This is a genomic window from Pseudomonas aegrilactucae, assembly GCF_019168305.1.
Classification (GTDB): domain Bacteria; phylum Pseudomonadota; class Gammaproteobacteria; order Pseudomonadales; family Pseudomonadaceae; genus Aquipseudomonas; species Aquipseudomonas aegrilactucae.
In genome coordinates, this window is record NZ_JAHTBI010000016.1 from 19,626 (window position 1) to 35,078 (window position 15,453).

At 56.1% G+C, this 15,453-nt stretch carries 29 protein-coding genes; all 29 read left to right on the forward strand.

Translation table 11 applies throughout. The features are described 5' to 3' along the window. The first annotated feature begins 58 nt into the window (after positions 1-58). The 29 genes from rpsJ (at position 59) to KUO17_RS06175 (ending at position 15,382) form a co-directional block, all read left to right on the forward strand. Positions 59-370 (forward strand): 30S ribosomal protein S10, encoded by a 312-nt coding sequence (gene rpsJ / locus KUO17_RS06035; protein ID WP_003186070.1) that lies wholly within the window; start codon positions 59-61, stop codon positions 368-370. Between the two features lie 80 nt (positions 371-450). Beyond that, positions 451-1,086, forward strand: a complete 636-nt coding sequence (rplC, locus tag KUO17_RS06040) for a 50S ribosomal protein L3 (protein ID WP_043861931.1) — start codon at positions 451-453, stop codon at positions 1,084-1,086. Between the two features lie 12 nt (positions 1,087-1,098). Then, positions 1,099-1,701: a 50S ribosomal protein L4 gene (rplD, locus tag KUO17_RS06045; protein ID WP_163942092.1), complete on the forward strand. Its 603-nt coding sequence runs from the start codon at positions 1,099-1,101 to the stop codon at positions 1,699-1,701. Then, positions 1,698-1,997: a 50S ribosomal protein L23 gene (gene rplW / locus KUO17_RS06050; RefSeq protein WP_009397515.1), complete on the forward strand. Its 300-nt coding sequence runs from the start codon at positions 1,698-1,700 to the stop codon at positions 1,995-1,997. Before rplD ends, rplW begins: the two co-directional genes overlap by 4 nt. Positions 1,998-2,011: 14 nt before the next feature. Continuing rightward, entirely contained in the window at positions 2,012-2,836 is an 825-nt protein-coding gene (gene rplB / locus KUO17_RS06055) for a 50S ribosomal protein L2 (protein WP_078481646.1), read from the forward strand. A 16-nt stretch (positions 2,837-2,852) separates the two neighbouring features. Beyond that, a complete protein-coding gene (rpsS, locus tag KUO17_RS06060) occupies positions 2,853-3,128 on the forward strand; it encodes a 30S ribosomal protein S19 (protein WP_002555486.1) in 276 nt (91 codons plus the stop codon). 11 nt (positions 3,129-3,139) lie between these two features. Then, positions 3,140-3,472 (forward strand): 50S ribosomal protein L22, encoded by a 333-nt coding sequence (gene rplV / locus KUO17_RS06065; RefSeq protein WP_003103908.1) that lies wholly within the window; start codon positions 3,140-3,142, stop codon positions 3,470-3,472. Between the two features lie 13 nt (positions 3,473-3,485). After that, the gene (gene rpsC, locus KUO17_RS06070; RefSeq protein ID WP_010220308.1) at positions 3,486-4,172 is read left to right on the forward strand and encodes a 30S ribosomal protein S3; all 687 of its coding nucleotides are present in this window, start codon (positions 3,486-3,488) and stop codon (positions 4,170-4,172) included. A 12-nt stretch (positions 4,173-4,184) separates the two neighbouring features. Beyond that, positions 4,185-4,598: a 50S ribosomal protein L16 gene (gene rplP, locus KUO17_RS06075; protein ID WP_003255479.1), complete on the forward strand. Its 414-nt coding sequence runs from the start codon at positions 4,185-4,187 to the stop codon at positions 4,596-4,598. Next, positions 4,598-4,789 (forward strand): 50S ribosomal protein L29, encoded by a 192-nt coding sequence (gene rpmC, locus KUO17_RS06080; RefSeq protein ID WP_042123524.1) that lies wholly within the window; start codon positions 4,598-4,600, stop codon positions 4,787-4,789. Before rplP ends, rpmC begins: the two co-directional genes overlap by 1 nt. Before the next feature lie 2 nt (positions 4,790-4,791). Continuing rightward, complete coding sequence (gene rpsQ / locus KUO17_RS06085; protein ID WP_008374160.1) at positions 4,792-5,058, forward strand: 30S ribosomal protein S17; 267 nt, start codon at positions 4,792-4,794, stop codon at positions 5,056-5,058. A gap of 23 nt (positions 5,059-5,081) precedes the next feature. Beyond that, positions 5,082-5,450: a 50S ribosomal protein L14 gene (gene rplN, locus KUO17_RS06090; protein WP_002555479.1), complete on the forward strand. Its 369-nt coding sequence runs from the start codon at positions 5,082-5,084 to the stop codon at positions 5,448-5,450. An 11-nt stretch (positions 5,451-5,461) separates the two neighbouring features. Next, complete coding sequence (gene rplX, locus KUO17_RS06095; RefSeq protein WP_008374158.1) at positions 5,462-5,776, forward strand: 50S ribosomal protein L24; 315 nt, start codon at positions 5,462-5,464, stop codon at positions 5,774-5,776. A gap of 20 nt (positions 5,777-5,796) precedes the next feature. After that, on the forward strand, positions 5,797-6,336 hold the full coding sequence (gene rplE / locus KUO17_RS06100; RefSeq protein ID WP_043861930.1) for a 50S ribosomal protein L5: 540 nt from the start codon (positions 5,797-5,799) through the stop codon (positions 6,334-6,336). Between the two features lie 13 nt (positions 6,337-6,349). Beyond that, positions 6,350-6,655, forward strand: coding sequence for a 30S ribosomal protein S14 (rpsN, locus tag KUO17_RS06105; RefSeq protein ID WP_217974283.1), 306 nt, complete (start codon positions 6,350-6,352; stop codon positions 6,653-6,655). Between the two features lie 208 nt (positions 6,656-6,863). Next, entirely contained in the window at positions 6,864-7,256 is a 393-nt protein-coding gene (gene rpsH, locus KUO17_RS06110; protein ID WP_010220313.1) for a 30S ribosomal protein S8, read from the forward strand. Positions 7,257-7,268: 12 nt separating this feature from the next. Continuing rightward, the gene (rplF, locus tag KUO17_RS06115; protein ID WP_043861928.1) at positions 7,269-7,802 is read left to right on the forward strand and encodes a 50S ribosomal protein L6; all 534 of its coding nucleotides are present in this window, start codon (positions 7,269-7,271) and stop codon (positions 7,800-7,802) included. 10 nt (positions 7,803-7,812) lie between these two features. Further along, positions 7,813-8,163: a 50S ribosomal protein L18 gene (gene rplR / locus KUO17_RS06120; RefSeq protein ID WP_043861927.1), complete on the forward strand. Its 351-nt coding sequence runs from the start codon at positions 7,813-7,815 to the stop codon at positions 8,161-8,163. Between the two features lie 3 nt (positions 8,164-8,166). Continuing rightward, on the forward strand, positions 8,167-8,667 hold the full coding sequence (gene rpsE, locus KUO17_RS06125; protein WP_043861926.1) for a 30S ribosomal protein S5: 501 nt from the start codon (positions 8,167-8,169) through the stop codon (positions 8,665-8,667). 2 nt (positions 8,668-8,669) lie between these two features. Continuing rightward, entirely contained in the window at positions 8,670-8,846 is a 177-nt protein-coding gene (gene rpmD / locus KUO17_RS06130) for a 50S ribosomal protein L30 (RefSeq protein ID WP_003186033.1), read from the forward strand. Between the two features lie 3 nt (positions 8,847-8,849). Further along, positions 8,850-9,284, forward strand: a complete 435-nt coding sequence (gene rplO / locus KUO17_RS06135; protein ID WP_115085069.1) for a 50S ribosomal protein L15 — start codon at positions 8,850-8,852, stop codon at positions 9,282-9,284. Then, the gene (secY, locus tag KUO17_RS06140) at positions 9,285-10,616 is read left to right on the forward strand and encodes a preprotein translocase subunit SecY (protein ID WP_163942086.1); all 1,332 of its coding nucleotides are present in this window, start codon (positions 9,285-9,287) and stop codon (positions 10,614-10,616) included. Positions 10,617-10,644: 28 nt separating this feature from the next. Next, complete coding sequence (rpmJ, locus tag KUO17_RS06145; RefSeq protein WP_002555468.1) at positions 10,645-10,761, forward strand: 50S ribosomal protein L36; 117 nt, start codon at positions 10,645-10,647, stop codon at positions 10,759-10,761. Positions 10,762-10,892: 131 nt separating this feature from the next. Beyond that, positions 10,893-11,249, forward strand: a complete 357-nt coding sequence (gene rpsM, locus KUO17_RS06150; protein WP_038998488.1) for a 30S ribosomal protein S13 — start codon at positions 10,893-10,895, stop codon at positions 11,247-11,249. A gap of 30 nt (positions 11,250-11,279) precedes the next feature. Further along, complete coding sequence (rpsK, locus tag KUO17_RS06155) at positions 11,280-11,669, forward strand: 30S ribosomal protein S11 (protein WP_002555466.1); 390 nt, start codon at positions 11,280-11,282, stop codon at positions 11,667-11,669. Positions 11,670-11,684: 15 nt separating this feature from the next. Then, positions 11,685-12,305 (forward strand): 30S ribosomal protein S4, encoded by a 621-nt coding sequence (gene rpsD / locus KUO17_RS06160; protein WP_043861923.1) that lies wholly within the window; start codon positions 11,685-11,687, stop codon positions 12,303-12,305. Between the two features lie 22 nt (positions 12,306-12,327). Continuing rightward, positions 12,328-13,329, forward strand: coding sequence for a DNA-directed RNA polymerase subunit alpha (locus KUO17_RS06165; RefSeq protein ID WP_003186012.1), 1,002 nt, complete (start codon positions 12,328-12,330; stop codon positions 13,327-13,329). Between the two features lie 43 nt (positions 13,330-13,372). Then, positions 13,373-13,759, forward strand: coding sequence for a 50S ribosomal protein L17 (gene rplQ / locus KUO17_RS06170; protein ID WP_002555463.1), 387 nt, complete (start codon positions 13,373-13,375; stop codon positions 13,757-13,759). Positions 13,760-13,933: 174 nt separating this feature from the next. Further along, the gene (locus KUO17_RS06175; protein ID WP_217974285.1) at positions 13,934-15,382 is read left to right on the forward strand and encodes a catalase; all 1,449 of its coding nucleotides are present in this window, start codon (positions 13,934-13,936) and stop codon (positions 15,380-15,382) included. Positions 15,383-15,453 lie beyond the last annotated feature (71 nt).

Here is a 15,453-nt window from a genome sequence, read left to right on the forward strand (position 1 = left end):
CTCCTTTTAACGGGCGTAGTGCGCCCGGTGGGAATAGCAGCCTGGAGTCTGAAATCCAATGCAAAATCAGCAAATCCGTATCAGGTTGAAGGCTTTTGACCATCGCCTGATCGACCAATCCACCCAGGAAATCGTGGAAACCGCGAAACGTACTGGTGCTCAAGTGCGTGGTCCAATTCCACTGCCTACCCGTAAAGAGCGGTTCACCGTTCTGGTCTCTCCGCACGTCAACAAAGACGCGCGCGACCAGTACGAGATCCGTACTCATAAGCGCGTTCTGGACATCGTCCAGCCAACGGATAAAACCGTTGATGCTCTTATGAAGCTTGATCTTGCGGCCGGTGTGGAAGTGCAGATCAGCCTCGGCTAAGACACGGTCTTAGTCGTGTAACGCTCTGAAATGGGCGGCCATAGCGGGTGAAAGCCCCGTACACTCATGAGGTTTACAACATGACTATTGGTGTAGTCGGTCGTAAATGCGGTATGACCCGTATTTTCACCGAAGAAGGTGTCTCCATTCCGGTCACGGTCATTGAGATCGAGCCGAATCGCGTCACCCAGTTCAAAACCGAAGAAACTGATGGCTATCGTGCAGTGCAAGTCACTGTCGGTGAGCGTCGCGCTTCGCGTGTGACTGCTGCTCAGGCAGGTCACTTCGCTAAAGCGAACGTTGCCGCTGGTCGCGGTGTCTGGGAGTTCCGCCTTGAAGAAGGCGAGTACCAGGCTGGCGACTTGATCAATGCAGAAATCTTCGCTGCTGGCCAAATGGTAGATGTTACCGGTCAGTCGAAAGGTAAAGGCTTTGCCGGTACCATCAAGCGTTGGAATTTCCGCGGTCAAGACAATACCCACGGTAACTCCGTTTCCCACCGCGTCCCGGGCTCTATCGGCCAGTGCCAGACTCCTGGTCGTGTATTCAAGGGCAAAAAAATGTCCGGTCACATGGGCGCCGAGCGCGTGACCGTTCAGTCCCTCGAAGTAGTGCGCGTCGACGCTGAACGCAATCTGTTGCTGGTCAAGGGTGCCGTTCCTGGCGCAACTGGCGGCAATCTGGTTGTGCGTCCGGCTGCCAAGGCTCGCGGTTAAGGGGAAGCTGACATGCAACTAAATGTAAATGACGCTCAAGCGATCGAAGTTTCCGAACTGACTTTCGGCGGCGAATTCAACGAGACGCTGGTACACCAAGCAGTCGTGGCCTACATGGCCGGCGGCCGTCAGGGCACCAAGCAGCAGAAAACCCGTTCCGACGTATCCGGTGGCGGTAAGCGCCCATGGCGTCAGAAAGGCACTGGCCGCGCTCGTGCCGGTACCATCCGTAGCCCAATCTGGCGTGGCGGCGGTACCACTTTCGCAGCTCGTCCTCAAGATCACTCGCAAAAGCTCAACAAGAAGATGTACCGCGCAGCAATGCGTTCCATCCTCGCCGAGCTGGTGCGTACCGACCGTCTGGTCGTGGTTCAGGACTTCGCTGTTGAAGCACCGAAAACCAAAGATCTGCTGAACAAGCTGAATGGCATGGGTCTGAGCGACGTACTGATCGTTTCTGACGCTGTTGATCAGAATCTGTACCTGGCTGCTCGCAACCTGCCGCACGTCGACGTACGTGACGTACAGGGTTCCGATCCGGTCAGTCTGATCGCATACGACAAGGTGTTGATCACCGTGTCGGCCGTGAAGAAATTCGAGGAGCTGCTGGGATGAACCAGGAACGCGTATTTAAAGTTCTACTTGGCCCGCACGTTTCCGAGAAGGCCACGGTTCTGGCTGACAAGAAAGGCCAGTTCGTTTTCAAGGTTGCTACTGATGCAACCAAGCTGGAAATCAAGAAGGCCGTCGAAAGCCTGTTCAGCGTGAAAGTGGAAAGCGTGACTACCCTGAACGTTCTGGGTAAGACCAAGCGTACCGCTCGCGGTCTGGGCAAGCGTAATGACTGGAAGAAGGCGATCATCTCCCTTCAACCCGGCCAAGATCTCGATTTCAGCAGCAGTGCTGAGTAAGGAAGGGGTGCATCATGGCAATCGTTAAATGCAAACCGACTTCCCCTGGCCGCCGTTTCGTGGTCAAGGTGGTCAACAAGGAGCTGCATAAAGGCGCTCCTCACGCACCGCTGCTCGAGAAGAAATCGAAGTCTGGTGGTCGTAACAACAATGGCCGCATCACTACGCGTCACGTAGGTGGTGGTCATAAGCAGCATTACCGTATGGTCGACTTCCGTCGCAACGACAAGGACGGCATCGTCGCCACTGTCGAGCGTATCGAATACGACCCGAACCGTACTGCTCACATCGCACTGCTCTGCTACGCAGACGGCGAGCGCCGCTACATCATCGCCCCTAAAGGCGTGAGTGCTGGCGACCAACTGATTGCAGGTGCTCTGGCTCCAATCAAGCCAGGCAACTCCCTGCAACTGCGCAACATCCCAGTGGGTAGCACCATTCACGGCATCGAACTGAAGCCGGGCAAAGGTGCGCAGATCGCTCGTTCCGCTGGTGCTTCGGCTCAGCTGATCGCTCGCGAAGGTGTCTATGTGACCCTGCGTCTGCGCTCTGGTGAAATGCGTAAAGTCCTGGCTGAATGCCGTGCGACCCTGGGTGAAGTCTCGAACTCCGAGCACAGCCTGCGTTCGCTGGGTAAAGCTGGTGCCAAACGCTGGCGTGGCGTTCGCCCAACCGTTCGTGGTGTTGCCATGAACCCGGTTGACCACCCACATGGTGGTGGTGAAGGTCGTACCTCCGGTGGTCGTCATCCGGTATCGCCATGGGGCTTCCCGACTAAGGGCGCGAAGACTCGTGGTAATAAGCGTACCGACAAAATGATCGTCCGTCGTCGCAAGTAAATAGAGGGATACGACAGTGCCACGTTCTCTGAAAAAAGGTCCTTTTATCGATCTTCACCTACTGAAGAAGATCGAAGTGGCGGCGGAAAAGAACGATCGCAAACCAGTTAAGACCTGGTCGCGTCGTTCGATGATCCTGCCACAAATGGTCGGTCTGACCATCGCGGTACACAACGGTCGCCAACACGTCCCAGTTCTCGTGAACGAAGACATGGTCGGCCATAAACTGGGCGAGTTCGCCGGTACCCGCACCTACCGCGGGCACGTGGCTGACAAGAAAGCCAAGCGTTAAGGGGTAAGGAAATGGAAGTAGCCGCTAAGTTGTCGGGCGCTCGCATATCCGCCCAGAAAGCCCGCTTGGTCGCCGACCAGATCCGCGGGAAGAAGGTGGGCGAAGCGCTCAACCTGTTGGCCTTCAGCAGCAAGAAAGCCGCTGAAATCATGAAGAAAGTCCTCGAGTCGGCCGTTGCCAACGCCGAACACAACGAAGGCGCAGACGTTGATGACCTGAAGGTCAGCACCGTTTTCGTCAACGAAGGGCGTTCGCTGAAGCGAATCATGCCGCGTGCCAAAGGCCGCGCTGATCGCATCGTCAAGCGGTCTTGCCATATCACTGTCAAGGTTGCGGACAAGTAACGGAGTCGATCAGATGGGTCAGAAAGTACATCCCACTGGCATTCGCCTGGGAATCGTCAAGGAGCACACCTCCGTCTGGTACGCAGACGGTCGGACTTATGCGGACTATTTGCTCGCAGATCTGAATGTGCGTGAGTACCTCCAAGACAAACTAAAAAGCGCGTCCGTTAGCCGTATCGATATCCATCGTCCGGCTCAAACTGCACGCATCACCATCCACACCGCTCGTCCAGGTATCGTTATCGGGAAGAAAGGTGAGGATGTTGAGAAACTGCGTCAGGACCTGACCAAGCAAATGGGTGTGCCTGTGCACATCAATATCGAAGAGATCCGCAAGCCGGAACTCGACGGTATGCTGGTAGCTCAGAGCGTAGCTCAGCAGCTGGAGCGTCGTGTGATGTTCCGTCGCGCCATGAAGCGCGCCGTACAGAACGCCATGCGTATTGGTGCCAAGGGCATCAAGATCCAGGTGAGCGGTCGTCTCGGCGGTGCTGAAATCGCACGTACTGAATGGTATCGCGAAGGTCGTGTGCCTCTGCACACCCTGCGTGCCGACATCGACTATGCCACTTACGAAGCTCACACCACTTACGGTGTGATCGGTGTGAAGGTTTGGATTTTCAAAGGCGAAGTTATTGGTGGTCGCCAAGAAGAACTGAAACCACAAGCACCAGCGCCTCGTAAAAAAGCTGCTAAGTAAGGGGTACGCCAAATGTTGCAACCTAAGCGTACAAAATTCCGCAAGCAGATGACTGGCCACAACCGTGGTCTGGCACTGCGCGGTAGCAAAGTCAGCTTCGGCGAATTTGCTCTTAAAGCTGTTGCTCGCGGTCGTCTCACCGCTCGCCAGATCGAATCGGCACGTCGTGCCCTGACCCGTCACGTAAAACGTGGCGGCAAGATCTGGATCCGTGTATTCCCGGACAAGCCGATCTCCAAGAAGCCTCTCGAAGTGCGGATGGGTAAAGGTAAGGGTTCCGTGGAGTACTGGGTTGCCCAGATCCAGCCAGGCAAAGTCCTGTACGAGATCGAGGGTGTTTCTGAAGAGCTGGCGCGTGAGGCTTTCGCCTTGGCGGCTGCAAAGCTGCCTCTCGCCACCTCCTTTGTTAAGCGGACGGTGATGTGATGAAAGCGAATGAACTTCGTGAACAATCAGCACAGCAGCTGAACGAGCAACTGCTCGGCTTGCTGCGCGACCAGTTCAATCTGCGTATGCAGAAAGCAACTGGCCAGTTGGGGCAGTCGCACCTGCTCTCGCAAGTTAAGCGTGACATCGCTCGCGTGAAAACTGTGCTCAACCAGCAGGCAGGTAAGTAATCATGGCTGAAGCTGAAAAAACCGTCCGTACGCTGACTGGCCGTGTCGTCAGCGACAAGATGGACAAAACCATTACCGTTCTGATCGAGCGTCGCGTAAAGCACCCGATCTACGGTAAATACGTTAAGCGTTCCACTAAGCTGCACGCGCACGACGAAACCAACCAGTGCCATATCGGCGACAAGGTCTCCATCCGCGAGACCCGTCCGCTGGCCAAGACCAAGTCCTGGGCACTGGTTGAAGTTCTCGAACGCGCTGTTGAAGTCTAAGGGCTAGGGGTCGGAGAAATTTTATGATTCAGACTCAATCCATGCTCGATGTGGCCGATAACAGCGGCGCTCGTCGCGTCATGTGCATCAAGGTGCTCGGCGGTTCGCACCGTCGCTACGCCGGTATCGGTGACATCATCAAGGTAACCGTCAAGGAAGCAATTCCTCGCGGTAAAGTGAAGAAAGGCCAAGTGATGACTGCTGTTGTAGTCCGCACTCGCCACGGTGTCCGTCGTGCTGACGGCTCCATCATCCGCTTTGATGGCAATGCTGCTGTTCTGCTGAACAACAAGCAAGAGCCGATCGGCACCCGTATCTTTGGGCCAGTGACCCGTGAACTTCGTACTGAGAAGTTCATGAAGATCGTCTCGCTCGCCCCAGAAGTGCTGTAAGGAGATCCGACATGCAAAAGATTCGTCGTGACGACGAGATCATCGTGATCGCCGGCAAAGACAAAGGTAAGCGCGGTAAGGTGCTCAAGGTTCTCGCTGATGACCGTCTGGTCGTTGGTGGGATCAACCTGGTGAAGCGTCATACCAAGCCTAACCCTATGTCGGGCGTACAAGGCGGTATCGTCGAGAAAGAAGCGCCACTGCACGCTTCCAACGTCGCCATTTTCAACGGCGAAACCAACAAGGCTGACCGCGTTGGTTTCAAAGTAGAAGAAGGCAAAAAAATTCGTGTCTTCAAGTCGACCCAAAAAGCGGTTGATGCTTGAACACTGCTAGGTAGAAGACCATGGCACGACTGAAAGAGATTTACCGGAAGGAAATTGCTCCCAAGCTTAAGGAAGAACTTAAGCTGGCGAACGTGATGGAAGTTCCGCGCGTTACCAAGATCACCCTGAACATGGGTCTGGGCGAAGCTGTCGGCGACAAGAAAGTCATCGAGCACGCTGTAGCTGACCTGGAAAAGATCACCGGTCAAAAAGCCGTTGTGACTTTCGCTCGGAAATCCATCGCGGGCTTCAAAGTCCGTGAGGGCTGGCCGATTGGCGTCAAAGTCACTCTGCGCCGTGATCGTATGTACGAGTTCCTGGACCGCCTGCTGGCGATCTCCCTGCCTCGGGTTCGCGACTTCCGCGGCCTGAATGCCAAGTCCTTCGATGGTCGTGGCAACTACAGCATGGGCGTGAAAGAGCAGATCATCTTCCCGGAAATCGACTACGACAAGATCGATGCTCTGCGCGGTCTGGACATTACCCTGACCACCACTGCTCGTACGGATGACGAAGGCCGCGCTCTGCTGCGTGCTTTCAAATTCCCGTTCCGCAACTGATTGGAGTAGGAAAATGGCCAAGAAGAGCATGAAAAACCGCGAGCTGAAGCGTCAGCTCACGGTTGCTAAATACGCCAAGAAGCGTGCTGAGCTCAAAGCTACCATCGTTGATCTGAATGCAACTCCAGAAGAACGTTGGGCAGCCTCTGTTGCTCTGCAGAAGCAGCCACGTGACGCAAGCGCCTCGCGCATGCGTAACCGCTGCCGCATCACCGGCCGTCCACACGGCGTTTACCGCAAGTTCGGCCTCGGCCGTAACAAGCTGCGTGAAGCGGCAATGCGCGGTGACGTTCCAGGTCTGGTCAAAGCCAGCTGGTAAGACGTGCCGGCAGGGCGCCGGCGGCGGGGGAGCAATCTTCCGACCGCCGGTGATCTTGCAACGAAACAAGCCCCTTATGGGGCTTGTTTCGTTTCTGGGATGTGTCTAGAATGACCGGCTCACCTGAGCCCGGGTTTTTTGCCCGTTGCGTCCAGGTGACTGTAGTAGCCGAAAGGCTAATTTTTCTTGTATCAGGAGCGTCTAGCCCATGAGTATGCAGGACCCGTTAGCGGACATGCTAACTCGAATCCGTAATGCCCAGATGGCTGAAAAGTCCGTCGTAAGCATGCCGTCCTCGACCCTGAAGGTGGCTGTAGCCAAAGTTCTGAAAGACGAAGGCTATATCGCGGGTTATCAGGTCAGCAGTGAAGTCAAACCTTCGCTGTCCATCGAGCTGAAATACTTCGAAGGCCGTCCGGTCATCGAGGAAGTCAAGCGCGTAAGTCGTCCAGGCCTGCGTCAGTACAAGTCCGTCGAAGAACTGCCGAAAGTACGTGGCGGTCTTGGCGTGTCTATCGTCTCCACCAACAAAGGTGTGATGACGGATCGTGCTGCGCGCGCTGCCGGTGTCGGCGGCGAAGTACTCTGCACAGTGTTCTAAGGGGGGATAAGCATGTCTCGCGTCGCTAAGAACCCCGTTAAGCTGCCAGCCGGTGTCGAAGTCAAATTCGTCGGCCAACAGCTTTCGGTGAAGGGTGCCAAGGGCACTCTCGAACTGAACGTTCACTCGTCCGTTGAAGTTGTTGAAGAAGCTGGTGAGCTGCGTTTTGCTGCTCGCAATGGCGACCAACAAACTCGCGCAATGGCCGGCACTACCCGTGCACTCGTGAACAACATGGTCCAAGGCGTAAGCCAAGGCTTCGAGCGCAAGCTCCAGCTGGTCGGTGTTGGTTACAAGGCGCAAGCCAAGGGCACCGTGCTGAACCTGGCGCTCGGCTTCTCGCACCCAGTGGATTATGAACTGCCTGAGGGCATCACCGCTGAGACCCCTAGCCAGACCGATATCCTGATCAAGGGCATCGACAAGCAGCTGGTAGGTCAGGTGGCCGCTGAAATCCGCGACTTCCGTCCACCAGAGCCGTACAAAGGCAAGGGTGTGCGTTACGCGGACGAAGTCGTCCGTCGTAAAGAAGCCAAGAAGAAGTAGGGCATAGCAAATGACCGACAAAAAAGTTACTCGACTGCGTCGCGCTCGCAAAGCACGCCTGAAAATGCACGAACTCGAAGTCGTGCGTCTCTGCGTGTTCCGCTCCTCGCAGCACATCTATGCCCAGGTCATTTCGGCCGACGGCAGCAAAGTCCTGGCCAGCGCCTCGACTTTGGACAAAGACCTGCGTGATGGCGCCACTGGCAACATCGACGCGGCCACTAAGGTTGGCAAGCTGGTAGCTGAGCGCGCGAAAGCCGCCGGTGTATCTCAAGTTGCCTTTGACCGTTCTGGCTTCAAGTATCACGGCCGCGTTAAAGCGCTGGCTGATGGTGCTCGTGAAGGCGGACTGGAGTTCTAAGTTATGTCAAATAACGATCAAAAGCGCGACGAAGGCTACATCGAGAAGCTGGTTCAAGTTAACCGCGTAGCCAAAACCGTCAAAGGCGGCCGTATCTTCACCTTCACCGCGTTGACCGTGGTAGGTGATGGCAAGGGTCGCGTTGGTTTCGGCCGTGGCAAATCGCGCGAAGTACCTGCAGCGATCCAGAAAGCCATGGAAGCTGCTCGTCGCAACATGATTCAGGTAGACCTGAACGGTACCACGCTGCAGTACGCCACCAAGTCCGCCCATGGCGCGTCGAAGGTGTACATGCAGCCTGCTTCCGACGGTACCGGTATCATTGCCGGTGGCGCGATGCGTGCTGTCCTGGAAGTTGCTGGCGTTCAGAACGTTCTGGCCAAGTGCTACGGCTCGACCAACCCAGTGAACGTGGTTCATGCCACTTTCAAGGGTCTGAAGGCTATGCAATCTCCTGAATCCATTGCTGCCAAGCGCGGCAAGAGCGTCGAGGAGATCCGCTGATCATGGCTACCGTCAAAGTAACGCTGATCAAAAGCATGACCGGCCGCATCCCTAACCACAAACTGTGTGTTAAGGGTCTGGGTCTGCGTCGCATCGGTCACACTGTAGAAGTCCTGGATACTCCCGAGAATCGCGGGATGATCAACAAGGCTTACTACATGCTGCGCGTCGAGGGTTAATCGATGAAACTCAATGATCTGAGTCCTGCGCCGGGTTCCCGTCGCGAGAAGCATCGCCCGGGTCGTGGTATCGGTAGTGGTTTGGGCAAGACCGGTGGCCGCGGCCACAAAGGTCAGACCTCCCGCTCCGGTGGCACCATCGCTCCTGGCTTTGAAGGCGGTCAACAGCCGCTGCACCGTCGTCTGCCGAAGTTCGGCTTCGTTTCGCTGAAAGCCATGGACCGCGCAGAAGTGCGTCTGTCCGAGCTGGCCAAAGTGGAAGGCGACGTTGTCACCGTGCAATCCTTGAAGGATGCCAACGTGATTAACCAAAGCGTACAGCGTGTGAAAATCATGCTGTCCGGCGAAGTTACTCGCGCGGTCACCATCAAGGGTATCGCAGCCACCAAAGGTGCGCGTGCGGCTATCGAAGCAGCTGGCGGCAAGTTCGAGGAATAAATGGCTAAGCAAGGTGCTCTCTCTTCGCTCGGTAAAGGCGGGATGTCTGAACTTTGGGCTCGTCTGCGTTTTCTGTTTCTGGCGATCATCGTCTATCGGATAGGCGCACACATCCCAGTTCCAGGCATCAACCCGGACCGGCTGGCGGAACTGTTTCGACAGAATGAGGGGACCATTCTTAGCTTGTTCAACATGTTTTCCGGCGGTGCGCTGGAGCGGATGAGCATCTTTGCACTGGGGATCATGCCGTATATTTCGGCATCGATCATCATGCAGCTGATGACCGCCGTCAGCCCGCAGCTGGAGCAGTTGAAGAAGGAAGGTGAAGCTGGCCGTCGCAAGATCAGCCAGTACACCCGCTACGGCACCGTTATCCTGGCGCTGGTCCAGGCTGTTGGCATGTCCATCGGCCTGGCCGGTCAGGGTGTAGCGTTTTCTGCTGACTTTGGCTTCCATTTCGTCGCGGTTTCCACGTTTGTGGCAGGCGCGATGTTCATGATGTGGCTGGGTGAGCAAATCACGGAGCGCGGTGTAGGCAACGGTATCTCGATGTTGATTTTCGCAGGTATCGTCGCCGGTCTTCCGAGAGCAATCGGGCAGTCTTTCGAGTCTGCACGTACGGGCGATATCAACATTTTCGCTCTGGTCGCTATCGGTTTGCTGGCAGTAGCGATTATCGGTTTTGTGGTGTTCATTGAGCGTGGTCAGCGTCGAATCGCCGTTCACTACGCCAAGCGTCAGCAGGGTCGCAAGGTCTTCGCTGCGCAGACTAGCCACTTGCCGCTGAAAGTGAACATGGCAGGTGTAATTCCGGCCATTTTCGCAAGCAGCATTTTGCTGTTCCCGGCTTCGCTGGGTGCCTGGTTCGGTCAGTCTGAAGGTATGGGCTGGTTGCAGGACATCTCGCAGTCGATCGCTCCTGGTCAGCCGTTGAATATTCTGCTGTTTAGTGCAGGGATTATTTTCTTCTGCTTCTTCTATACGGCGTTGATGTTCAATCCGAAAGACGTAGCGGAAAACCTGAAGAAGTCCGGTGCCTTTATTCCGGGTATCCGTCCAGGTGAGCAGTCGGCACGCTACATTGATGGCGTTCTGACCCGCTTGACCATGTTCGGTGCTCTTTATATGACGGCCGTGTGTCTGTTGCCCCAGTTCCTGGTGGTGGCGGCCAACGTTCCGTTCTACCTTGGCGGGACCTCGTTGCTGATCGTGGTAGTGGTTGTGATGGACTTCATGTCCCAAGTACAATCGCACCTCGTTTCACACCAGTACGAATCCCTGATGAAGAAAGCCAACCTGAAAGGCTACGGTGGCAGCAGCATGCTGCGCTGAGAGACCCTTAAGGTTCGAGGAGTTGGTGATGAAAGTTCGTGCATCGGTGAAAAAGCTGTGCCGTAACTGCAAAATTATTCGCCGCGAAGGTGTTGTGCGAGTGATTTGCAGCGCGGAACCACGTCACAAGCAGCGCCAAGGCTGAGTGTGATCTGTGCTTCAAACCCAGCAGCTAGTGCGCTGCTGGGTTGATTATTTGTTTCTACAGCGATATTATCTCGCGCCCTATTTCTTGGCTTCCGGGGCGTAGGTAGCTGTCAATTGGAGTCCCACTGAATGGCCCGTATTGCAGGCGTCAACATTCCAGATAACAAGCACACTGTTATCTCGCTGACCTACATCTATGGTGTTGGTCGCACTACTGCGCAGAAAATCTGTGCAGACACTGGGGTCAACCCAGCCGCAAAGATCAAGGATCTGAGCGACGAGCAGGTTGAATCGCTGCGTACTGAAGTCGCGAAGTACATCACCGAAGGTGATCTGCGTCGTGACATCAACATGAAAATCAAGCGGTTGATGGACCTGGGTTGCTACCGTGGCCTGCGTCATCGTCGGGGTCTGCCAGTACGCGGTCAGCGTACCAAGACCAACGCGCGTACCCGTAAAGGTCCGCGTAAGCCGATCCGCAAGTAATCGCACCAGCGAATCGACAGGAATTTAGAAATGGCAAAACCTGCTGCTCGTCCTCGTAAAAAAGTTAAAAAGACAGTGGTTGATGGCATCGCCCACATCCATGCATCTTTTAACAACACCATCGTGACCATTACCGATCGTCAAGGTAACGCCCTGTCCTGGGCTACCTCCGGCGGTTCGGGTTTCCGCGGTTCCCGCAAGTCCACCCCGTTCGCTGCTCAAGTAGCTGCTGAACGTGCTGGTCAAGCTGCGCTGGAATATGGTCTGAAGAACCTCGACGTCAACGTCAAGGGTCCAGGTCCAGGTCGTGAGTCCGCTGTTCGTGCTCTGAACGGCTGTGGCTATAAGATCGCCAGCATCACCGACGTGACGCCAATCCCGCATAACGGGTGCCGTCCGCCGAAGAAGCGCCGCGTGTAATCAGGAGACAGATAAATGGCACGTTACATTGGTCCAAAATGCAAACTGTCTCGTCGTGAAGGCACTGATCTGTTCCTGAAGAGCGGCGTTCGCGCTCTGGAATCGAAGTGCAACATCGAAGCAGCCCCAGGTATTCACGGTCAGCGCCGCGGTCGTCAGTCCGACTACGGCACCCAGCTGCGTGAAAAGCAAAAAGTCCGTCGTATCTACGGCGTGCTCGAGCGTCAGTTCAGCGGTTACTACAAGCAAGCGGCCTCCTCGAAGGGCGCTACTGGTGAGAACCTGCTGCAACTGCTCGAATGCCGTCTGGATAACGTCGTTTATCGTATGGGCTTTGGCGCTACTCGTGCCGAATCCCGTCAGCTGGTTTCGCACAAAGCGATCAGCGTTAACGGCAAGACTGTAAACGTTCCGTCCTACCAAGTTCGTCCGGGTGACGTGGTCGCGGTTCGCGAGAAGTCGCTGAACCAGCTGCGCATTGTTCAAGCCCTTGAACTGTGCGCCCAGCGTGGCCGCGTTGAGTGGGTAGATGTAGACACCGCGAAGAAGTCGGGCGTTTTCAAGAACGTTCCTGCTCGCAGTGATCTGTCTGCCGACATCAACGAAAGCCTGATTGTCGAGCTCTACTCCAAGTAAGGGCTAGAAAATAGGTGCATCCATGCAGATTTCGGTAAATGAGTTCCTGACGCCCCGCCACATTGATGTGCAGGTCGTCAGTCCAACCCGCGCTAAAATCACGCTCGAGCCTCTCGAGCGCGGTTTCGGCCATACCCTGGGCAACGCGCTGCGCCGCATCCTGTTGTCCTCCATGCCTGGCTGTGCAGTAGTCGAGGCCGAGATTGACGGTGTGCTCCACGAGTACTCCGCCATCGAAGGTGTACAGGAAGATGTCATTGAAATCCTGTTGAACCTGAAAGGCCTGGCTATCAAGCTGCACGGTCGTGACGAAGTTACGCTGACCTTGTCGAAGAAGGGTTCGGGGGTGGTTACCGCTGCCGATATTCAGCTGGATCATGATGTCGAGATCGTTAACCCCGATCACGTAATCGCTAACCTGGCGTCGAATGGCGCCTTGAACATGAAGCTCACCGTAGCTCGTGGTCGTGGTTATGAACCGGCCGATTCGCGTCAGAGCGATGAAGACGAAAGCCGCAGCATTGGTCGCTTGCAGCTCGACTCTTCGTTCAGCCCGGTTCGCCGTATCGCATACGTGGTGGAAAACGCCCGTGTCGAGCAGCGTACTAACCTGGACAAGCTGGTTATTGATCTGGAAACCAACGGTACTCTGGATCCTGAAGAGGCAATCCGTCGTGCTGCAACCATCCTGCAACAGCAGTTGGCTGCATTCGTCGACCTCAAGGGTGACAGCGAACCAGTGGTAGTCGAACAGGAAGACGAGATCGATCCGATCCTGCTTCGTCCGGTTGACGATCTGGAATTGACCGTGCGTTCGGCCAACTGCCTTAAGGCGGAGAACATTTACTACATCGGCGACCTGATTCAGCGTACCGAAGTAGAACTGTTGAAGACTCCGAACCTGGGCAAGAAATCCTTGACCGAAATCAAGGACGTTCTGGCCTCCCGTGGTCTGTCCCTCGGCATGCGCCTCGACAACTGGCCGCCTGCAAGTCTTAAGAAGGACGACAAGGCGACTGCCTGATCGTCGTAATCACCGAACGTAGTGTTTGGTAAGGAATGAACCCATGCGTCATCGTAAAAGTGGACGTCACCTGAGCCGTACCAGCTCTCACCGTAAGGCCATGTTCCAGAACATGGCGGTGTCGCTGTTCGAGCACGAGCTGATCAAAACTACTCTGCCAAAAGCCAAGGAACTGCGCCGCGTTGCCGAGCCGCTGATCACCCTGGCCAAGGAAGACAGCGTTGCTAACCGTCGTCTGGCTTTCGACCGTACGCGTTCGAAAGAAATCGTCGGTAAGCTGTTCAACGATCTGGGCAAGCGCTATGCCACCCGTCAGGGCGGCTACCTGCGTATCCTCAAGTGCGGCTTCCGCGCTGGCGATAACGCACCTATGGCGTACGTCGAGCTGGTTGATCGTCCTGTTGGTGGCTCGGTTGAAGCTGCTGAGTAAGGCGAACAGTCTGTAACAAGAAGCCGGGCCTAGTGCCCGGTTTTTTGTGCCTGATTGAATTGAAATAATCTATTGATCTCAATCATCTAATGAATTTGATGGTGTCATGTTCCTGAGCAATACTCCCTCCTAGCCGATTAGCCGGCCGCATCAGTCTGATAAGGGAGAAAGTACATGAGCCAGAACACAACGTTGACCACCGCCAGTGGCGCACCGGTCGCCGACAATCAGAATTCGCGCTCTGCCGGTCCGCGTGGCCCGTTGTTGCTGGATGATTTTCACCTGATTGAAAAGCTCGCCCACTTCAACCGCGAGAACATCCCTGAGCGCCGCGTGCACGCCAAGGGCTCGGGCGCCTACGGTACCTTCACCGTCAGCCGCGATATCACTCAGTACACCAGTGCCAGGCTGTTCAGCAGCGTCGGCAAGCAGACCGAGACCTTCCTGCGCTTCTCCACCGTGGGCGGCGAGCGTGGTTCGGCCGATACCGAGCGTGACCCGCGTGGTTTCGCCCTGAAGTTCTACACCGAGGAAGGCAACTGGGACATTGTTGGCAACAACACTCCGGTATTCTTCATTCGCGACCCGCTGAAGTTCCCCGATTTCATTCATACGCAAAAGCGTTTGCCGCAGAGCAACCTGAAGAGCCCGCAAGCCATGTGGGACTTCTGGTCGCATTCGCCGGAGGCGCTGCACCAGGTCACTATCCTGTTCTCGGACCGCGGCATCCCTGACGGCTACCGACATATGCACGGCTTTGGCAGCCATACCTACAGCCTGATCAATGCGCAAGGCCAGCGCACCTGGGTCAAATGGCACTTCAAGACCAAGCAGGGCATCAAGAACCTGGCGCCGGCCGATGCTGCGCGCCTGGCAGGTACCGACCCCGACTACGCCCAGCGCGACCTGTTCGAGGCCATCGAACGCGGTGACTTCCCCAAGTGGAGCGTGTGCATTCAGGTCATGAGCGAAGCCGAGGCCGCCAGTCGCGCCGAGAACCCGTTCGATGTGACCAAGACCTGGTCGCAGAAGGACTACCCGCTGATCGAGGTCGGTGAGCTGGAGCTCAACCGCAACCCGCTCAACTACTTTGCCGAGGTGGAGCAGGCCGCGTTCGGTCCGAGCAACATGGTGCCGGGTGTGGGCCTGTCGCCTGACCGCATGCTGCAGGGGCGCGTGTTCGCCTACGCAGACGCGCACCGCTACCGTGTGGGTACCAATCACCAGCAACTGCCGGTGAACGCCCCACGCAGCCCGGTGAACAGCTACCAGCGCGATGGTTCGATGGCCTTTGGCAGCAATGGCGGCGCTGCGCCGAACTACGAGCCCAACAGCTATGCCACGGCGCCCAAGCAGGCCCCGCAGTACGCCGAGCCGGCCTTGGCCCTGGGCGGCGCTGCAGACCGCCACGACCATCGGGAAGACACCGACTACTACAGCCACGCCGGTGCACTGTTCCGCTTGATGAATGATGAACAGAAGGCCCTGCTGATCAGCAACATTGCCGGCACCATGGTCAGTGTGTCGGCTGACGTGGTAGAGCGTCAGTTGCAGCACTTTTTCAAGGCCGATCCGGCCTATGGCGGTGGAATTGCAAAGGCATTGGGTCTGAATCTGGCCTAAGTCGAAGTGATAAGGAGAACCGCCCGCATCCGGGCGGTTTTTCAATGCAATTGACTACTGTTTACCCACTT